The sequence below is a fragment of the Candidatus Berkiella cookevillensis genome, assembly GCF_001431315.2.
GTDB lineage: Bacteria > Pseudomonadota > Gammaproteobacteria > Berkiellales > Berkiellaceae > Berkiella_A > Berkiella_A cookevillensis.
The window spans coordinates 2239942-2256457 of record NZ_LKHV02000001.1 but is presented as its reverse complement, the minus strand read 5'-3'; the positions used below and the strand labels follow the sequence as shown (position 1 = coordinate 2256457).

Below are 16516 nucleotides of genomic sequence, written 5' to 3'. Positions count from 1 at the left end.
GATTTTGCTCCTATTGGGTCAAGTATAATTCTTAAATATTGATGAGCACGAGTATAAGCGTGCGTTAACGGAAAATAAACAATATAATGTAGAAATTTGACCAACTAAAAAGGGTCGCTAGGATATATTTCATTATTTTTGTTAAGACGAATTTATTATCCCAAGCAATCATATATGAGTAGATGTCTAGATAATTCAGATAATTGTTGAGTAACGCATGCGTCTCAATTTGGCATATAAGCGCAATTTACATAAAATATGCTTAAACGGATTTTAGAACTTTTACTGGTTAAAAATGTCATCAAACCAACTCTTTCTTTCAGATATTAGAAGTTACTTCTCTAGTGTTGTCTACGAAAAGGGAAAAAAATATTTTCTTCAGCAACGAGTCAGTGATTTAGAAATAGTGAGTGATGATGACATAACGCGTGTTCATTCAACTGTTCAAGGTAAAGAACTCTATAAAACCAGAATTGATGTAACAAAGAAATCGTATAAGCTTCATTTATTCAGCACTTGTTCTTGTCCAGTACAATATAATTGTAAACACGCTGTGGCTACGTTGTTGATGTGCATCAAAAATCAAGCACAAACACGTAGCATGACTCGTGCACTCTTACCTAATGTACAAATGCCAAAAGATCCAAAATTGACAACTTGGCTAGAGCAGATTCGAAATGCTTGTGCAAAAGAGACCAAACAATCTATTGAAAGCCAAATTGATAAAAGCTATTCCCTATTTTATCTTTTGAAACCAAGCCAATATCCTCCTGCTAGCTTGAAAGTAGAATTGATACTTATCAGGCAGTTAAAAGCAGGGGGATTAGGGGCGACAAAATATTTTAGTAATACAGCGAATAGTCAACGAAGACATTTGCTTTTAGTAGACAAAGAATTGATTGTCAAATTAGAGATTGGTCAAAGGCTGGCTAAAGAAAGGCATAGCATAATGGGGTGTGATTATGTATTAAAAGGAGAATATGCAGAACAGCTATTACCAGAAATCCTGGCTACTGAGCGTTGCTATTGGGATTCAGTGAAAGGTAATGCATTGAAAATGGGAGGGGAAATACAAGGTCATTTTCAATGGCAGATTGATAATGAAGGTCTGCAAAGCTTACAGCCCAAGATAGAAGAACGAGCCTGTCATTTTTTCTCAATTGATAATCTTTGGTATTTAGATAAGAAAAAGAATGAAATAGGCTGCTTAGCGCTAAATGTTAATAAAAGAGTTGCATCGTTATTATTAGAAGCGCCTAAAATTTCACCAGAATATATCAAGGAAGTTTCAGATTTTTTTGATAATGAACCCGTAACAGCAGGAATTGCAAAGCCAAAAATATTTAAAAGCACACGCACTCAAAAAATAAAGCCAGTACCCTGTATGCGGTTATTTCAAGGGAATGTTAGCTTGCCTGGTAATTACAAAACAGGCTGGGAGTCTGTTGCGCTAGAGCATCCTATGGCTGAAATCAGTTTTGACTATCAAGGCACAAAAATCAAGCTAGGTGATAAGCGAGATGTTTTTCATCACCTTGAAAATGACAATATTATAAGATGGCGCCGAGATAAAAATGCGGAAAAAAAAGCCCTTGAACAATTAAATTCGGAGGATTTGGTTCTTGTCGATGATGCGTCTTATTACAATTCAGAGCACAAGTATAACTTTCTGATTGGTTATGAGTGCAAAAATCCTGCCTATTTTAGTATCAATACCATACCCGAGCTACGCGCCAAAGGATGGCATATTGAAATTGCAGAAAATTATCCTTATCAGTTAGAAGAAAATGAGATTGAAGACTGGTATTCGCTGATTGAAGAAGAGTCTAACCACGATTGGTTTGGATTAGAGCTAGGGATTATTATTAATGGTGAGAAAATAAATTTGCTACCTATAATAAAAGATCTGCTTCAGAAGTGGCAGATAAATGGGCATATGAATGTCCAAGAAGCAGAACAGGTCGTCGTTAAGCTACCGAATGGTCGTTATTTACAGTTACCAACAGACCGCGTGCGTCAAATATTAAATGTTTTAGTTGAGCTATATGATCGTGAAAGTTTAAATGATGCTGCTCAATTGCGCCTATCAAGATTGCATGCTGCTAGGCTTGTGGAATTGGAAAAAGCATGGGGTGCGGCACAATTACGATGGATAGGTGGGGAACGACTAAAACAGCTTGCTGATAAATTAACACACTTTAAAGGTATTAAATCTGTCCCTCTTCCCAAAACATTTAAAGGTGAGTTAAGACCCTATCAGCAAGAGGGTTTAAATTGGCTACAGTTTTTAAGAGAGTATGAGTTAGGTGGGATATTAGCAGATGATATGGGATTAGGAAAAACCATTCAGGCCTTAGCTCATCTTGTGGTAGAAAAAGAAAGTGGCAGATTAAAAGGGCCAAGCTTGGTGATTGCGCCAACAAGCTTGATGTTTAATTGGCAGATGGAAGCGCAACGCTTTGCACCGAATTTAAAAGTTCTGGTGTCACATGGTCCTGATCGTATAAAACATTTTTCTGATTTGAATCAATACGATGTGATATTAACCACTTATACCCTGTTAAGCTATGATAAAACAACATTATTAGAGCAATCCTTTTATTTTTTGATATTGGATGAAGCGCAATTTATTAAAAATGCAAAAAATTTAACTGCGCAAATTGCATTACAAATTAATGCAAAATATAGAATTTGCTTAACGGGTACACCCATGGAAAATCATTTGGGGGAACTCTGGTCTTTATTTCATTTTATGCTGCCAGGGGTGTTAGGGGAAGAAAAACATTTCAAAAGTATCTTTAGAACCCCTATAGAAAAGCATGGAGATGAGGTGCGACGTGCACATCTTAAGAATCGTATTGCTCCTTTCATATTGCGCCGAAACAAAGAAGAAGTAGCGCTTGATTTGCCGGAGAAGATTGAAATTTTACAGCATGTGGAATTAGAAGGATGGCAGCGTGATCTATATGAGACCATTCGTGTCACGATGCGGTCTAAAGTGCAAAAAGAGATTGCTAAATTGGGACTGGCACGCAGTCATATTTTTATTTTAGAAGCTTTGTTAAAACTGCGTCAAGCATGTTGCGATCCGCGATTGATTAAGGGTGCCTTAGCAAGTAGCAAAAAGCAAAATAAATCAGCAAAACTGTCGTTGTTGATGAACATGATCTCAGAATTGTTGCAAGAGGGGCGACGAATTTTGTTGTTTTCTCAATTCACTGAAATGCTAGCGCTGATTGAGCAGGCCTTACTGAAAGAGAAAATAGCTTATGTCAAACTAACTGGCCAAACCCGAGACCGAGCTACGCCGGTACAGCAGTTTCAATCCGGTGAAGTTCCTTTATTTTTAATCAGTTTAAAAGCGGGTGGTACTGGATTAAATTTAACTGCTGCTGATACGGTTATTCATTACGATCCTTGGTGGAATCCTGCGGTTGAAAATCAAGCAACCGATCGAGCACATCGTATCGGTCAGGATAAAACAGTCTTTGTGTATAAATTAATAGCGAAATCAACCGTTGAAGAAAAAATTCTGAATATGCAGAGCCAAAAACATGCGTTGATGCAAGGGGTATTATCTTCTAATAAAGGTGCTGCGAAGGTCGGCTTTACGGAAGAAGATTTTCAAGCATTGTTTGAGCCATTTTAAATAACGACTCTGGCTTTGCGCAGCGAATGCGTACACATGATGAGTGGCTTAGAAAAGTATCTGAATAATCCCGCCTCAATCTTTAATTAATCTTGGCAAAATAGCAGATGCGATTTTTATCAGATTTAAACTTTCTAAGCATTGTGGCTTGTCAGAGCCGTTTAAATATATGCATACACAACAAATTCGTAACCTTAAGAGCAAAAAGCTGTATACCAAAGGTATCCTCATTACTACTGTAAGGTGTATATACTCTTCACATTCGAATTTTAGGTTTTGTTGGCAGCACTTCCTCACCTTAAGTCTGCACTATTTGTGCACTCCTGGGGATTCGCTCCCTTGCCGCCTCACCTACATTGTGCCCCTTGAGGGTAAAAATCGACTGTTATGAGTATATGCATCTAGACCGATAAACTTTTAAAATAATTAAAAACTTTAAAGTTTGTAATGTTATTGAGATTGTACTATAATTCATATAGTAGTAGGTACTCTTTATGTATGTGGGGTATGAAAATGAAATCTGTCAGCTTTGAAAATGTTCGAAAAGAACTAAGTGAAATCAGTAATAATGTAAAATATGGTAGAGAAAACTATATTTTGACGAAGAATAATAAACCTTATATTGGTATTGTTCCGATAGAAATGATATATCTTCTTAAAGAACTGCTAGATGCATCTAAGCAAAAAAAATCACTATCAAAAATAATTGCAAATTATGCAATTAATATCACGGATGAAGATTTTGAGTTTTTAAGTGCTTTAGAAAAAAATCCTGGTAAGCTAAATCGAGAAACTAAAAAAGCGTTTAGTTCTGCGAAAGATAAAATAAGCAATTTATAGTGCTGACCTTAGAAAAGCTAGATAAAAAAAAGCATGATAGAGATAATTTTGACTGTGGTGAGGAAGCACTTAATAGTTATTTGGCACTACAAGCAAGAAAGGAATTAGAAGACGGTTATGCAGCGGTGTATGTGGTGGTAGGTGATGAATTACCATTGAAGAAAATATATGGTTATTTTACTTTAAATTCATTTTTTTTATTACGAGGCGTAGCTGCTGAGCTTTTTGATATTAAAGAAAGGAAATATCCACATATTCCGGCTATTCTTATCGGCAGATTAGCAAAAGATTTAAACCAAACATTGCTAAGTGGTGGAGAGCTACTAGCTGCAGCATTACTACAGGCAAAGCAAATATCTCAGGATTTAGGTGCTGTGTTCGTGGTGGCGCATGCAAAAAATCAAAAGGCCGAAAAGTTTTATATACGATATGGCTTTAAGAAAATTCCCTCTAAAGCAAATGAATTTATTTTCCCTATTAAGCTAATAAATTAGTTCAGATCTTTCGTGCGTTTCCAATGGCTATACTCATAGCGGTTAATTTTTTATTTGCAGTTTATCTTATAATGACATAACTTTGATTTTATGAATTTTTTAACATGAATACAACTAATTTTATTTATTATATATATCCATTACTACTTTTTTTTACTATAGCAAAAAAAAGAAAACCATGGTTTTATGGATTTGCAGATAATGATAAAAGATTGAATAGTGTTACCTTCAAAAAAGGCTTAATCTTTCTTTTTTTGCTGCATAGTTTTTTTGTTTTGCATACGGCTACTCATTGGTATATTGGAAAATATTTTTTTAGCTAATTACTTGCCGATACCCTCCTAGCATTTAATCGCTTGTTTATGATTTTATGTTTGTATTTCAATTCTTTATGTTAAAATCAGGAACTATAAGTGCAGAAAATTGTTATTAATTAAATTTAAGGCTCATCTAGATTTATGCAGATATTTAAAAAAATCTATCTCAGTATTATTTTTATATTTTTCATTTTTCATCCTCAAATTGTTAAATCAGACTTTTCTTTGGATACTTTAAAGGTGACTTGTGCTGGAATTGAGGTAATGGGAGTAGACCATGATACAGCAAAAGAGATAAGAAAACTTTCTACTATGCAGGTGGGCGATGTTTTTAGATTATTAGCTTCAAATGAATACTGTGAAGAAAGCATTGAGCAAGTTAAAAATAAACTGTCTGTTGAGGATATGAAGTGTTCATTTATGGCGCTTTCAAATGGAGATTTTTATTTTGTGTTAGATGTTCTTCCTACAAATAGTGCAATAATGTATAGAACTATTCCAGAATGTTCTCAAAAAATTAAACAATTACCTAAAAAATTAGTTTTTCTTTATAATAAGCTTAATGAGCGTCGAATTGAATTGATGCACAATCGCGTAGATCATGAGGAATATTATGACAAAGGCTTCTTGGATTTTGATGATCCTATTATGCATGATATTGCTCTGAAACTCAGTGTTCTTGCCAAAAAGCATAATGATGATTTATTGAAAATTCTTCATTTTTCTAAAGATGTAGAAGAAAGAGAAACAGCTGGAATACTTCTTTCTTGGTCTCAACATCCTAGTAATCTTAGCTATATTGCAAAAGCAAATTTACTGCAAGATCCTAATAGTGCTGTTAGAAATAATGTTGCCAGATCTTATATTCATTTCATGAGCCTAGTAAAAGATAAATCAGCTCTCAGAGACATAATGCCTGCATACTGTAAAATGGCGATGTTACCGTTACACTCAGATCGAAATAAGGCTTTATATTCTATTCGTGAAATTATAAAAAATCATCCAGATATTATTTCTGCAATAGATCCGGAATGTAAGAATAATATTTCTTATATTGCAGAAATGAGTATTCTGAATAATGTGGGAGGTGTTGCGAAACAGATCTTGAGGTTAATGGAAGATGTCTAAGGTTTTAATTATTACGCATAATCAAGATGCGCATGCTAGTAGAAAATAAACAACTAAATATAGAATTTTAAAAGTGTATTTTGATGTAAAGAGCGTTCCCTTCTGATAAAAATATAGATAAAGTTGTTTGACTGAAAAAGATTTTCAGGCATTGTTTGAGCTAATTTAATACTGAGTATCCAAATACAAGTCTTAGAATGCAGCCTATGAGTGATACTTAAATTTTTGAAAGTAGTTGTAAAATCTAGCAGGCTGAATCTATTTCCTTTTTATAAAATAATATTAGTGACTATACTGTTTGAATCAAACAAGACATCTTAAATTCTTTTGTATTTGCTTTTCATATCAAAATGTTTCTTGAATAGTCCTGTTTTTTTTATTGATTTAATAGTGCTTATTTCATAATTGTTAATTATACAATAAAATACGGGCTTTATTGACAGATAAAATGTGTATGTAAAACATTTTGATGAAAAAATAACATAATAGTAGAGAACAAAAATCGTGGATGCTATTTCCTCATCTGACTTAAAAACGATATTACATTCAAAAAGGGCGAATCTTTATTACTTAGAACACTGCCGCGTGATGCAAAAAGATGGGCGCGTGCTTTATCTTACTGAAGCAAAAAAAGAGAATCTCTACTTTAATATTCCTATCGCAAATACCACTGTTATATTGTTGGGCACGGGAACATCTATTACTCAAGCGGCTGTTCGTATGCTTTCACAAGCGGGTGTTTTGATAGGATTCTGTGGTGGTGGCGGAACCCCACTTTACATGGGGAACGATATAGAATGGATGACACCTCAGAGTGAATATCGTCCTACAGAATATCTGCAAGGTTGGCTGGGTTTTTGGTTTAATGATGCTGAACGATTAGAGGCAGCTAAAATTTTGCAGCGGGCACGAATTGAATTTTTGCGCAAAGTATGGAAAAAAGACAGAGACTTGGTTTTATCAGGCTTTGATGTAGCTAATCCTGTCATTGATAACACGCTTTCTTCTCATTACGAAAAAATAGATTCTACTAGAAAACCAAGTGATTTACTTTTGCTAGAGGCACAATTAACAAAGCAACTTTATAAAATAGCAGCACAAAATAATAATATTTCAGATTTTAAAAGAGAGCGTGAATCAACAGACAAGGCGAATGGGTTTTTGAACCATGGGAATTATCTTGCATATGGTTTGGCTGCCACCACGCTCTGGGTATTAGGTATTCCACATGGTTTTGCTGTCATGCATGGTAAAACACGTCGTGGTGCACTTGTTTTTGATGTTGCAGATTTAATCAAAGATGCGCTTGTTCTCCCACTCGCTTTTATTTGCGCAAAAGAAAATGCAACTGATCAAGAATTTCGTCAGCAATGTTTGCAAGCATTTACTGATCACAAAGCATTAGATTTTATGTTTGATCAAGTAAAAGCACTTGCTTTGAAGAATGATCCGGAAAAAGAAGAGCAAACATCATCATGATGGTGACTTTTATCTCACAATGTGAAAAAAATGCACTTAAAAAGACACGTCGCGTATTAGACGCTTTTGCTGATCGGATTGGTGATAATACGTGGCAAACGGTTATTACAGAAGAAGGTTTAAAAACCGTTAAAAAGATGCTTAAGCAAACAGCCAGTAAAAGCACCTCTGTTTCATGTCACTGGATCAGAAGCCGCTCAAGAACAGAATTTTTATGGGTTGTTGGGAATAAATTAAAGTTTAATGAGCAAGGTGTGGTGCCTGTGAACATTACTTCTAAATCCTTAAATATTGAGGAACATTTTTCCTTTAATACAATAATCATATCACTTTTATCGTATTTGGCTGGTTTGTTCCATGACATTGGTAAGGCCACAGTATTGTTTCAAGGAAAGCTAGATCCTGGGTTTTCGGGTATATTTTTTGAGCCGTATCGCCATGAGTGGGTTTCGCTTCGTATTTTTCAAGCATTTGTTAACGGAAGAGATGATAAAGGTTGGCTAGAAGAGCTTGCCAATGTAGATAATTCTGCTGAAGATAAAATGATGGCCAAGCTTGCATTATTAAGAGATGGAATTGATACAAATCCAGAAAAGCCTTTTGAAACATTACCTCCGGTTGCAAAGCTGGTGGCTTGGTTGATTGTTTCCCACCATAAATTGCCACAATATCCAAAAAATAAAGATAACCCACCAACATTTGAGAGTATGGAAAAATGGATAAGTGATAATTTTGAAGCTTGCTGGAACTCGCCACAGTGCTTAAATGATGATTGGCAAGAAAGTGTCATTAAGAAAAACTGGTCTTTTCCATACGGAACACCTTTGAAAAGTGCTCATTGGCAAACGCAAGCAAGTATTGTCGCTAAAAAAATATTGCGCTGCGATCGAATGTTCGAGCAGGATTGGTTCAATCAGCATTTTACTGCTCATATAGCACGTTTGTCTTTAATGTTATCTGATCATTACTATTCATCAAAAAAAGAAACATCTCCAGAATGGCAAGATAGAAATTATCATGCTTATGCCAATACAGATAAAGATGAATATGGAAACAAATATAAAAAACAAAAACTTGATGAGCATAATATAGTCGTTGGTATTAATGCGTGTGATATTGCAATGGCATTACCTAAATTAAGGAGCGAATTACCGCCATTAAAATACAATCGATCATTTATTACTAAAGTTCCTCGTGCTTATCAGGAAAATTTTGGCTGGCAAGATAAGGCTTACGACTTAGCACTAGCAATTAAGGATGACACTAAAAAATATGGTTTTTTCGGTGTTTGCATGGCATCAACTGGCAAAGGAAAAACTAGAGCCAATGCTCGTATTATGTATGGATTATCCGATGAGGAAACATGCCGTTTTAGTGTTGCATTGGGGCTCAGAACTTTAACATTGCAAACAGGAGATGCATTAAAGAGGGATTTAAATCTCGAGCATGATGAGCTTTCTGTATTAATTGGCTCTCAAGCAGTTAAAGATCTTCATCAGCAATCACAATTTCCAGAAGACACAGAGCAACAAAAAATGGGCAGTGAATCGGCAGAATCTTTATTAAAAGATGAAATAACTTTGATAGAAGGGTTGCCTGATTATAATGGTATTTGTGCTAAATGGCTCAAACATGATCCTAAAATATTAAAGCTTGTGCAAGCACCTGTTTTAGTGAGTACTATTGATTATCTAATGCCTGCCAGTGAAGGGATTCGTGGTGGTCGCCAAATTGCACCCATGTTACGATTGCTAACATCTGATTTAGTGCTTGACGAGCCAGATGATTTTGGTTTGGAAGATTTACCGGCGTTATGCCGATTGGTTAATTGGGCGGGTATGCTCGGCAGCAGAGTATTGTTGTCAACTGCTACTATTTCTCCATCTTTAGCTAGTACTCTATTTTTAGCTTATCAGACTGGTAGAAAGCACTATACGCAAGTTAATGGCGAGCATGGTCAAACAGCACAAATATGTTGTGCATGGTTTGATGAATTTAAGCGACCACAATCAGAATTAATTGCAGACGCAGCTTCATTTAAAGACATGCATAATGGCTTTGTAAACAAGCGAATTATAAACTTAAAAAATAAGACAAATCCGCTTCGGAAAGCAAAGCTTATTTCAATAGCACCTAATTTAGATCATACTCCAGCTAAGTGGATGGCAATGATTATCAGGCAGTCTATAGAGATACTTCATCAACAACATGCTCTGATAGTGGCTGAAAAGAAAGTAACGATAGGCCTAGTGCGTATGGCAAACATAGATCCTTTAGTGCAGGTATCAAAATATTTGTTAGCGCAAGATGCACCTGAAGATACTGTAATCCATTATTGTGTGTATCACAGTCAGTTTCCGTTATTGCATCGTTCAAAGATAGAAAAGCAATTGGATGGTGCTTTGTTAAGGCACGACGAAAAAGATTGGTTAGAAAAAAGTGGAGTTAAAGATATCGTAGAAAAATACCCTGAGAAAAATCATGTTTTTGTAGTTCTGGCAACAGCTGTTGCTGAAGTGGGGCGAGATCATGATTATGATTGGGCCGTTGTTGAGCCAAGCTCTATGCGCTCAATCATTCAATTGGCAGGCCGGATTCAGCGTCATCGCCAGCAGGTTTCGCAATATGAGAATATACATATTTTATCTAAAAATTTTAAAGGGCTAAAAGGTAAATCACCTTGTTTTGAAAAACCTGGTTTTGAATCGGACAGGTTAAGCTATGCCAGCAGAGATTTAGAAGAATTGGTAAATGTTAATGAATTTGATGAAATTAATGCAATAGCTAGAATTCAAACACCGACTTCATGCTCGTTAACTGAAGAAAAGACTCCGCGCTTTAAATCATTTAATGAGCTGGAGCACTTTGCACAAACTTTGCGTTTAGTTGGTAGTGTCAACGAGCTTAATCATGCCTCACAATGGTGGAACAATGAGGCAACCTGGTGTGGTGAATTACAGCGGTTACAACCCTTTAGGCAATCTTGTGTCGATGATGATTTTAATCTGAAATTTACTCGTACAGGTAAAGTTATTTGGCAAAAGAAAGTGCCTAAAACCTCTTCTCCTCAATTTGAAAACACGACAGACATTGCTATGCAGCCTGAACAGTTAGTTATAGGTTTAGGCAACAGAGTTTGGGGAGAATTTATCTTAAAAGATGAATTTTCACACCTTGTTAAAGTACTGTCTGATAATAATGAAGATAGAGTAATGAAAAAATTCACTCATTTATCACTGAGAAGACTTGATGAAAATTCTGCTGAGCAATGGCAATATCATCCAATGCTAGGTGTATATAAGGTTTTAAAGAAGGATGAATACAAATGAGCAATCAAGAAATATTGCAAGGATTAGCTGATGAAATTATTGCGTATGTGAATATGCGTCGCGATAATAAAGAAGAAGAATTTTTAAAGGCTAAACCAAAAAAAAACAAACAAAGCATGGTTACTAATGGAGCGATAATTGAGCGTATGCTGGTTATTGTAAAAAAAATTAGCCAAGAGCAAGATGCGATCAAAGATATTGAAAAATCTAAAAAATCTAAGGATCAGTCTTCATTAGATTTTCAGAAAAGTAAATATAAAAGTTTGATTACTTTAGTGGGTGATGATGTTGTTGACCAACAGTTACTCGAATTAAAAAAAGAGTATCAAGAGTTTGTTATTGTCAATTCTAAGGAATATGAAACGGTAGCTTGGTTAAATCAATGGACTAATAAAGCCATTGATATTAGCTTTGCTACCCATGTTGGGAAATTAACCCACTCTAGCAGCAAGGGTTCAAGTATTCTTGATACTACAGTTGAAAAAAATGATCGTTATCTAAGCACAAACCGACTCAGTAATATGGAAATTGATACAGCCTCTTCAAATGCAGCATCTTTACCCATTGCTGATATTTTGAAGCTAACTGTAAATGGCATCAGTGTGCTAGATTGTTTAAAAAGAGATGGGAAAACATTATTTAAAAAAATAACGGAAGATGATGCTGTTATTGATGAATGGTGTAATCAATTAAAACAATCTTACGACAGTACACAAAAACAAAGCTACTTTCTTTCAAAACAAATCTATTTTCCAACAGAAGATCGTCAGTATCATTTATTGTTGCCACTTACCTCATCATCTCTAGTACATGCATTGTATTTAGAGTATAGAAGATATTGGGATGAAGCTCAGGAAAGTGCGCGTACACAGAAGAAAAATAAAAAATATTCAGCCATCGTAACTCGTACTTACCTTAATAAAGCTAATTTGAAAGTAACTGCGTCAAATCATTCCAATGCGTCATCACTAAATGGTAAACGTGGAGGAAAAATTGCTTTACTTCCTGCTTTTCCACCACAATGGAAGTCACGTATATCATCCTATGTTAGTAAAACGTCTTTATTTGATAAAACATTGGCATTTGAGTTGAGAGATGAGATTAACGAATTAAGAAAATATTTACTTTTATTAAAAAATAAATCTCTCAGTGTAAGTGAGCCTAAACGTAATGCAGCTGTAATGCATAAGTTGCAAGCTATCAGTAACCAATTTTTTAATTATTTGGAAACTATTAATGCTAATGAGGGAAATGAAGGTTGGACTATAAATAGCAAATTACCACAAGAACAACAACTGGTCTTTGAGCCTTGGCGAAAGGACGAGGCCGCACAGGCGCTTAAAATAAACAACGAATGGCAAAAAATACTCAGCCAAAGCTATGGGCGTTGGCTAAATCAGCAATTGTCACGAAAGGATAATCTCAAGCTAACAGCAATTCAAGCTACTCTTTGGTCTGATTGTTTTTTACTTGAACTACGAGAAATAGTTGCAACGCAGGAGATCTCGTTATGAGCCAGTATTTAGTATTAAGTCACATTGATATACAGAATGCGAATTCTATTGCTGGATTTACTTGGGGCTTTCCCGCGATAACGCACTTCTTAGGATTTACTCATGCATTGAATAGAAAATTCTCAAGCCATTATGATGGGGAATATGAAGGTGAATTAACAGGATGCGCGGTAGTATCACATACCTTCAAAAATAAGGTGTACCAACCTAAAAAACACGAAAATTTTGAGTTTTTGCAAAGTAAAAATCCTCCAGTACTAGCAAAGCATAAAAGCGCATCACCACCAATTATTGAAGAAGGAAAAATGAACCTAACTATTAGTTTAGTGATTGAGTTAAGCAAAGCTCTTTCGCTAACAACACAACAGATTGATGAATTACAGGAAAGGATTTTATCAATGTGTTACCGGATGCGTTTGGCTGGGGGCACTATTTTAAATATCAAACAAGTTAAATTGTTGTCAGCTAGTACCAAAGAACAACATATTACTATGTTGAGAAAAATTAAAAAATTAACTATGCCTGGCTTTGTTTTACTAGATCGTAGTGATTACTTACAAGCACATTATCAAGCATTGTTGGCACGTCATAAAGCAGATAAAAATATTTTAGATGAACCTCAGTTGCTAGATGCATGGTTAGACTTCGCAGCTTTAAGATATAAAGCCATTCCTCAGCTTAGCAAGGATCAGAGTGAACCTGATGAAAATACACCAGCAAATTGGGAGTATGTTGCCAAGCCAAACCCTGGTTATTTAGTGCCGCTAATGACAGGATATAAGGCCATTAGTGAGCTTTATGAGGCCGGCGTAGTATTAAATACCCGCGACGAAGTAACGCCATCTTGTTTTGTAGAAGCTATACACTCCATTGGTGAATGGAAAGGCATGCATAGCTTGAATAATGTTGATGAAATTATTTGGCGTTATGAGCATGATGAACAATGGTATTTATGTAAACAAAACCGTAGTACAACAGTTAACGAAATCGTTAATCCGCAAATTTTAAAAACAGAACAAAATCAAACAATCAATTTTAATGAAGCACTTAACTTATTTTAAGGAAAGACTATGTCTAATCTAACGTTACCAACTGTATTAGCTTTTGATCGTAAGCTAGAGCCTTCTGATGCACTAATGTATTCAGGAAATTGGGATAAAATCACTGATAGTTCTCAATGGCAGGCAATTGAGCTTTTTGAACGCCGCAATCGCGCAGTGAAAAGCAATTTTAAACAAGAAATCTTGGATGACGAAGAAGAGCTGCAAAAGCAAATTGCTGAAGCAAATCTTGCCTGGGGCGATGACGCAGCGTTAGCACATGATAATGATACATTAAAAGTAAGCTTCAGTTTGCGTATAGTGAGTGGATTAGAACGACCATCTGTTTGTAACAAGATTGAGTTTGAAAAAAGCTATTCGGAAAAGATATCTAACTATACAAATTCAAACCTTGAAGAGCTCGCTAAACGTTATGCTTATAATATTGCTAATGGACGTTTTTTATGGCGCAATCGTGTGGGGGCACAAGAGATTAAAGTATTCGTTTCGCATTCAAGTTTAAGTTCACCATTGGAATTTAATGCTTATGATTTTTCGTTAACAGATACCACAATGGATCATGATTCGGTTAATGCAGTTGCGCAGTTAATTAAAGCTGGGCTTGTCGGGAATGAAAATACATTATTGACTATTAATGCATATGTGAAACTCGGAGATGGGCAACGAGTGTGGCCTTCACAAGAAATGGTTTTGAATTCCCCCAAAGGTGAAAAGAGCCGTCATTTATTTCATTTAAATGGCAAAGCGGCCATGCATTGTGAAAAAATTGGTAATGCCCTGAGAACTATTGATGACTGGTACCCTGATGCTAAAGCGCCTATAGCAATAGAAGCATATGGCTCAGTAACGCAACGTGGCATCGCCTATCGCTCTAGTAAAAATGACTTTAAAACACTTTTACTCAAATGGCTTAATGATGGAAGTGTATCGAACGAAGACAAGCATTTTGTGGTTGCAATGGTTATTCGTGGTGGTGTGTTTGGTGAGGGTGAGAGCTAGGGGAGAGCGGTATGAAATATTATATCGATATAACATTATTACCAAATGAGGATGTTAGCCTTGGTTTTCTCTGGCAAAAGATATTCCAACAAGTACACATTGCCTTAGTTGACAATAAAGTAGGTGAGAATGAATCAGCTATAGCGCTTTCTGTTGTTGAGTACAAGGATAAGAACTTTCCTCTAGGCAGAAAATTGCGTTTGTTAGCCGACACTGAAGAGGTGCTTGTAAAGTTGAATATTCAGGAATGGTTAAAACGTTTGCGCGATTATTGTCAGATTGAGCCAATCAAAAATGTGCCTGATGATATTAAGCAGTATGCTCAATTTAAGCGTAAATCTGTTAAGTCTATTGAAAATAAGGCTAAACGAAGAGCTGAGCATTTAAATAAACCTTATGCTGAAGTTCTAGCCTATTTGATAAAAGAGGGGAGATCTACAAAATCTGAATTACCCTTTATTAAGGTTGAGAGTCAGAATAGTAAAAAACGGGTAGAGCAAGGTGTATCATGCCAGTTTTTGCTGTTCATAGAGTGCTCTCTCCTTGAAAAACCTGCTTCAGGGAAATTTGATTGTTATGGTCTTTCCAAAACAGCGACAGTGCCTTGGTTTGATTGAGGTTGCAATGCTGTAGCAGTTTTTACTTGGGTATCATAAAGAGTTTGAGAAGTAGGTGTTTATTATTGTTGTCGTTTGAGCAGGAGGGTAGTGCTGTAGCAATATTTTAACCAAAAATTTAGCTCTTTAAAAATTTATATAATTTACAATGGTTTACAAATGAATAAAATTTATTCGGTAAATATGTTTTATTTATGTAACCCTTTGTTGCCTCATACTTTTTGTTTATAATTTTATTGTTCACCGCCGCACAGGCGGCTTAGAAATGGTGGTTCTGCTGCTCGTGTTGAAAGTTCGTGTTCACCGCCGCACAGGCGGCTTAGAAATGCTGATTATGTTCTCGTTCGACGCTGCAAGCGTTCACCGCCGCACAGGCGGCTTAGAAAAAACAAAGGATTGTTTACAGGGTGATGACATGGTTCACCGCCGCACAGGCGGCTTAGAAACTAAAGGTTCTAAGGTTATTGTTTGGTCTCAGGTTCACCGCCGCACAGGCGGCTTAGAAAACATACGATCTAAACCTTGCTGATAATTAAGAGTTCACCGCCGCACAGGCGGCTTAGAAAACATTCAGATTTTCTTCCGGTGGCAGCTGACTGTTCACCGCCGCACAGGCGGCTTAGAAAATATGGTGATGCCAATCTTGGCCATGGTTGGAGTTCACCGCCGCACAGGCGGCTTAGAAAACATTGACGTAGCAATTATTCTGCAAAGCCGGGTTCACCGCCGCACAGGCGGCTTAGAAATGTTGGACGTGAGATAACAAACTCACGTTTTGGTTCACCGCCGCACAGGCGGCTTAGAAAATCAACATAAAGCGTTTGATAATCATGCTCTAGTTCACCGCCGCACAGGCGGCTTAGAAAGCTCGGAGACTCATCATACCAAAGCATGCCCTGTTCACCGCCGCACAGGCGGCTTAGAAACATAGAACGAGGAGCATCATAAATCTCAAAGCGTTCACCGCCGCACAGGCGGCTTAGAAAAGACACGAGAAAAGCCGAGGCGACAAGAAACAGTTCACCGCCGCACAGGCGGCTTAGAAAGTGCGGTAATTGTGTTTCTTGTAGATTAGCTTGTTCACCGCCG

The 16516-nt window shown here is 36.3% G+C and carries 10 protein-coding genes and 1 CRISPR repeat array (1 of these 11 cut by a window edge); all 10 genes read left to right on the top strand.

Features of this window, described 5'->3' with window-relative positions; genetic code table 11:
- Positions 1-295 precede the first annotated feature (295 nt).
- The 10 genes from CC99x_RS09355 to cas6f all read left to right on the top strand — a co-directional run bounded on the left by CC99x_RS09355 (position 296) and on the right by cas6f (position 15427).
- Complete coding sequence (locus CC99x_RS09355) at positions 296-3649, top strand: DEAD/DEAH box helicase (protein WP_057625023.1); 3354 nt, start codon at positions 296-298, stop codon at positions 3647-3649.
- A 513-nt stretch (positions 3650-4162) separates the two neighbouring features.
- Positions 4163-4489, top strand: a complete 327-nt coding sequence (locus CC99x_RS09350; protein ID WP_158003224.1) for a type II toxin-antitoxin system Phd/YefM family antitoxin — start codon at positions 4163-4165, stop codon at positions 4487-4489.
- Positions 4489-4983 carry a hypothetical protein gene (locus tag CC99x_RS09345; protein ID WP_057625025.1) on the top strand — a complete coding sequence of 165 codons (495 nt, stop codon included), beginning with the start codon at positions 4489-4491 and terminating at the stop codon, positions 4981-4983. Before CC99x_RS09350 ends, CC99x_RS09345 begins: the two co-directional genes overlap by 1 nt.
- Positions 4984-5441: 458 nt before the next feature.
- Entirely contained in the window at positions 5442-6428 is a 987-nt protein-coding gene (locus CC99x_RS09340; RefSeq protein ID WP_057625027.1) for a HEAT repeat domain-containing protein, read from the top strand.
- 504 nt (positions 6429-6932) lie between these two features.
- A complete protein-coding gene (cas1f, locus tag CC99x_RS09335) occupies positions 6933-7907 on the top strand; it encodes a type I-F CRISPR-associated endonuclease Cas1f (protein ID WP_057625028.1) in 975 nt (324 codons plus the stop codon).
- A complete protein-coding gene (cas3f, locus tag CC99x_RS09330) occupies positions 7904-11236 on the top strand; it encodes a type I-F CRISPR-associated helicase Cas3f (RefSeq protein WP_057625029.1) in 3333 nt (1110 codons plus the stop codon). Before cas1f ends, cas3f begins: the two co-directional genes overlap by 4 nt.
- Entirely contained in the window at positions 11233-12750 is a 1518-nt protein-coding gene (gene csy1, locus CC99x_RS09325) for a type I-F CRISPR-associated protein Csy1 (protein WP_057625031.1), read from the top strand. Before cas3f ends, csy1 begins: the two co-directional genes overlap by 4 nt.
- Entirely contained in the window at positions 12747-13811 is a 1065-nt protein-coding gene (csy2, locus tag CC99x_RS09320; protein WP_057625032.1) for a type I-F CRISPR-associated protein Csy2, read from the top strand. The genes csy1 and csy2 overlap by 4 nt, the downstream gene beginning before the upstream one ends.
- A 9-nt stretch (positions 13812-13820) precedes the next feature.
- Positions 13821-14810, top strand: a complete 990-nt coding sequence (gene csy3, locus CC99x_RS09315) for a type I-F CRISPR-associated protein Csy3 (protein ID WP_057625033.1) — start codon at positions 13821-13823, stop codon at positions 14808-14810.
- A gap of 11 nt (positions 14811-14821) precedes the next feature.
- Positions 14822-15427 (top strand): type I-F CRISPR-associated endoribonuclease Cas6/Csy4, encoded by a 606-nt coding sequence (gene cas6f, locus CC99x_RS09310; protein ID WP_057625034.1) that lies wholly within the window; start codon positions 14822-14824, stop codon positions 15425-15427.
- 238 nt (positions 15428-15665) lie between these two features.
- Positions 15666-16516: direct repeats of the CRISPR family, unit length 28 nt; unit sequence GTTCACCGCCGCACAGGCGGCTTAGAAA (it continues 1817 nt past the right edge of the window).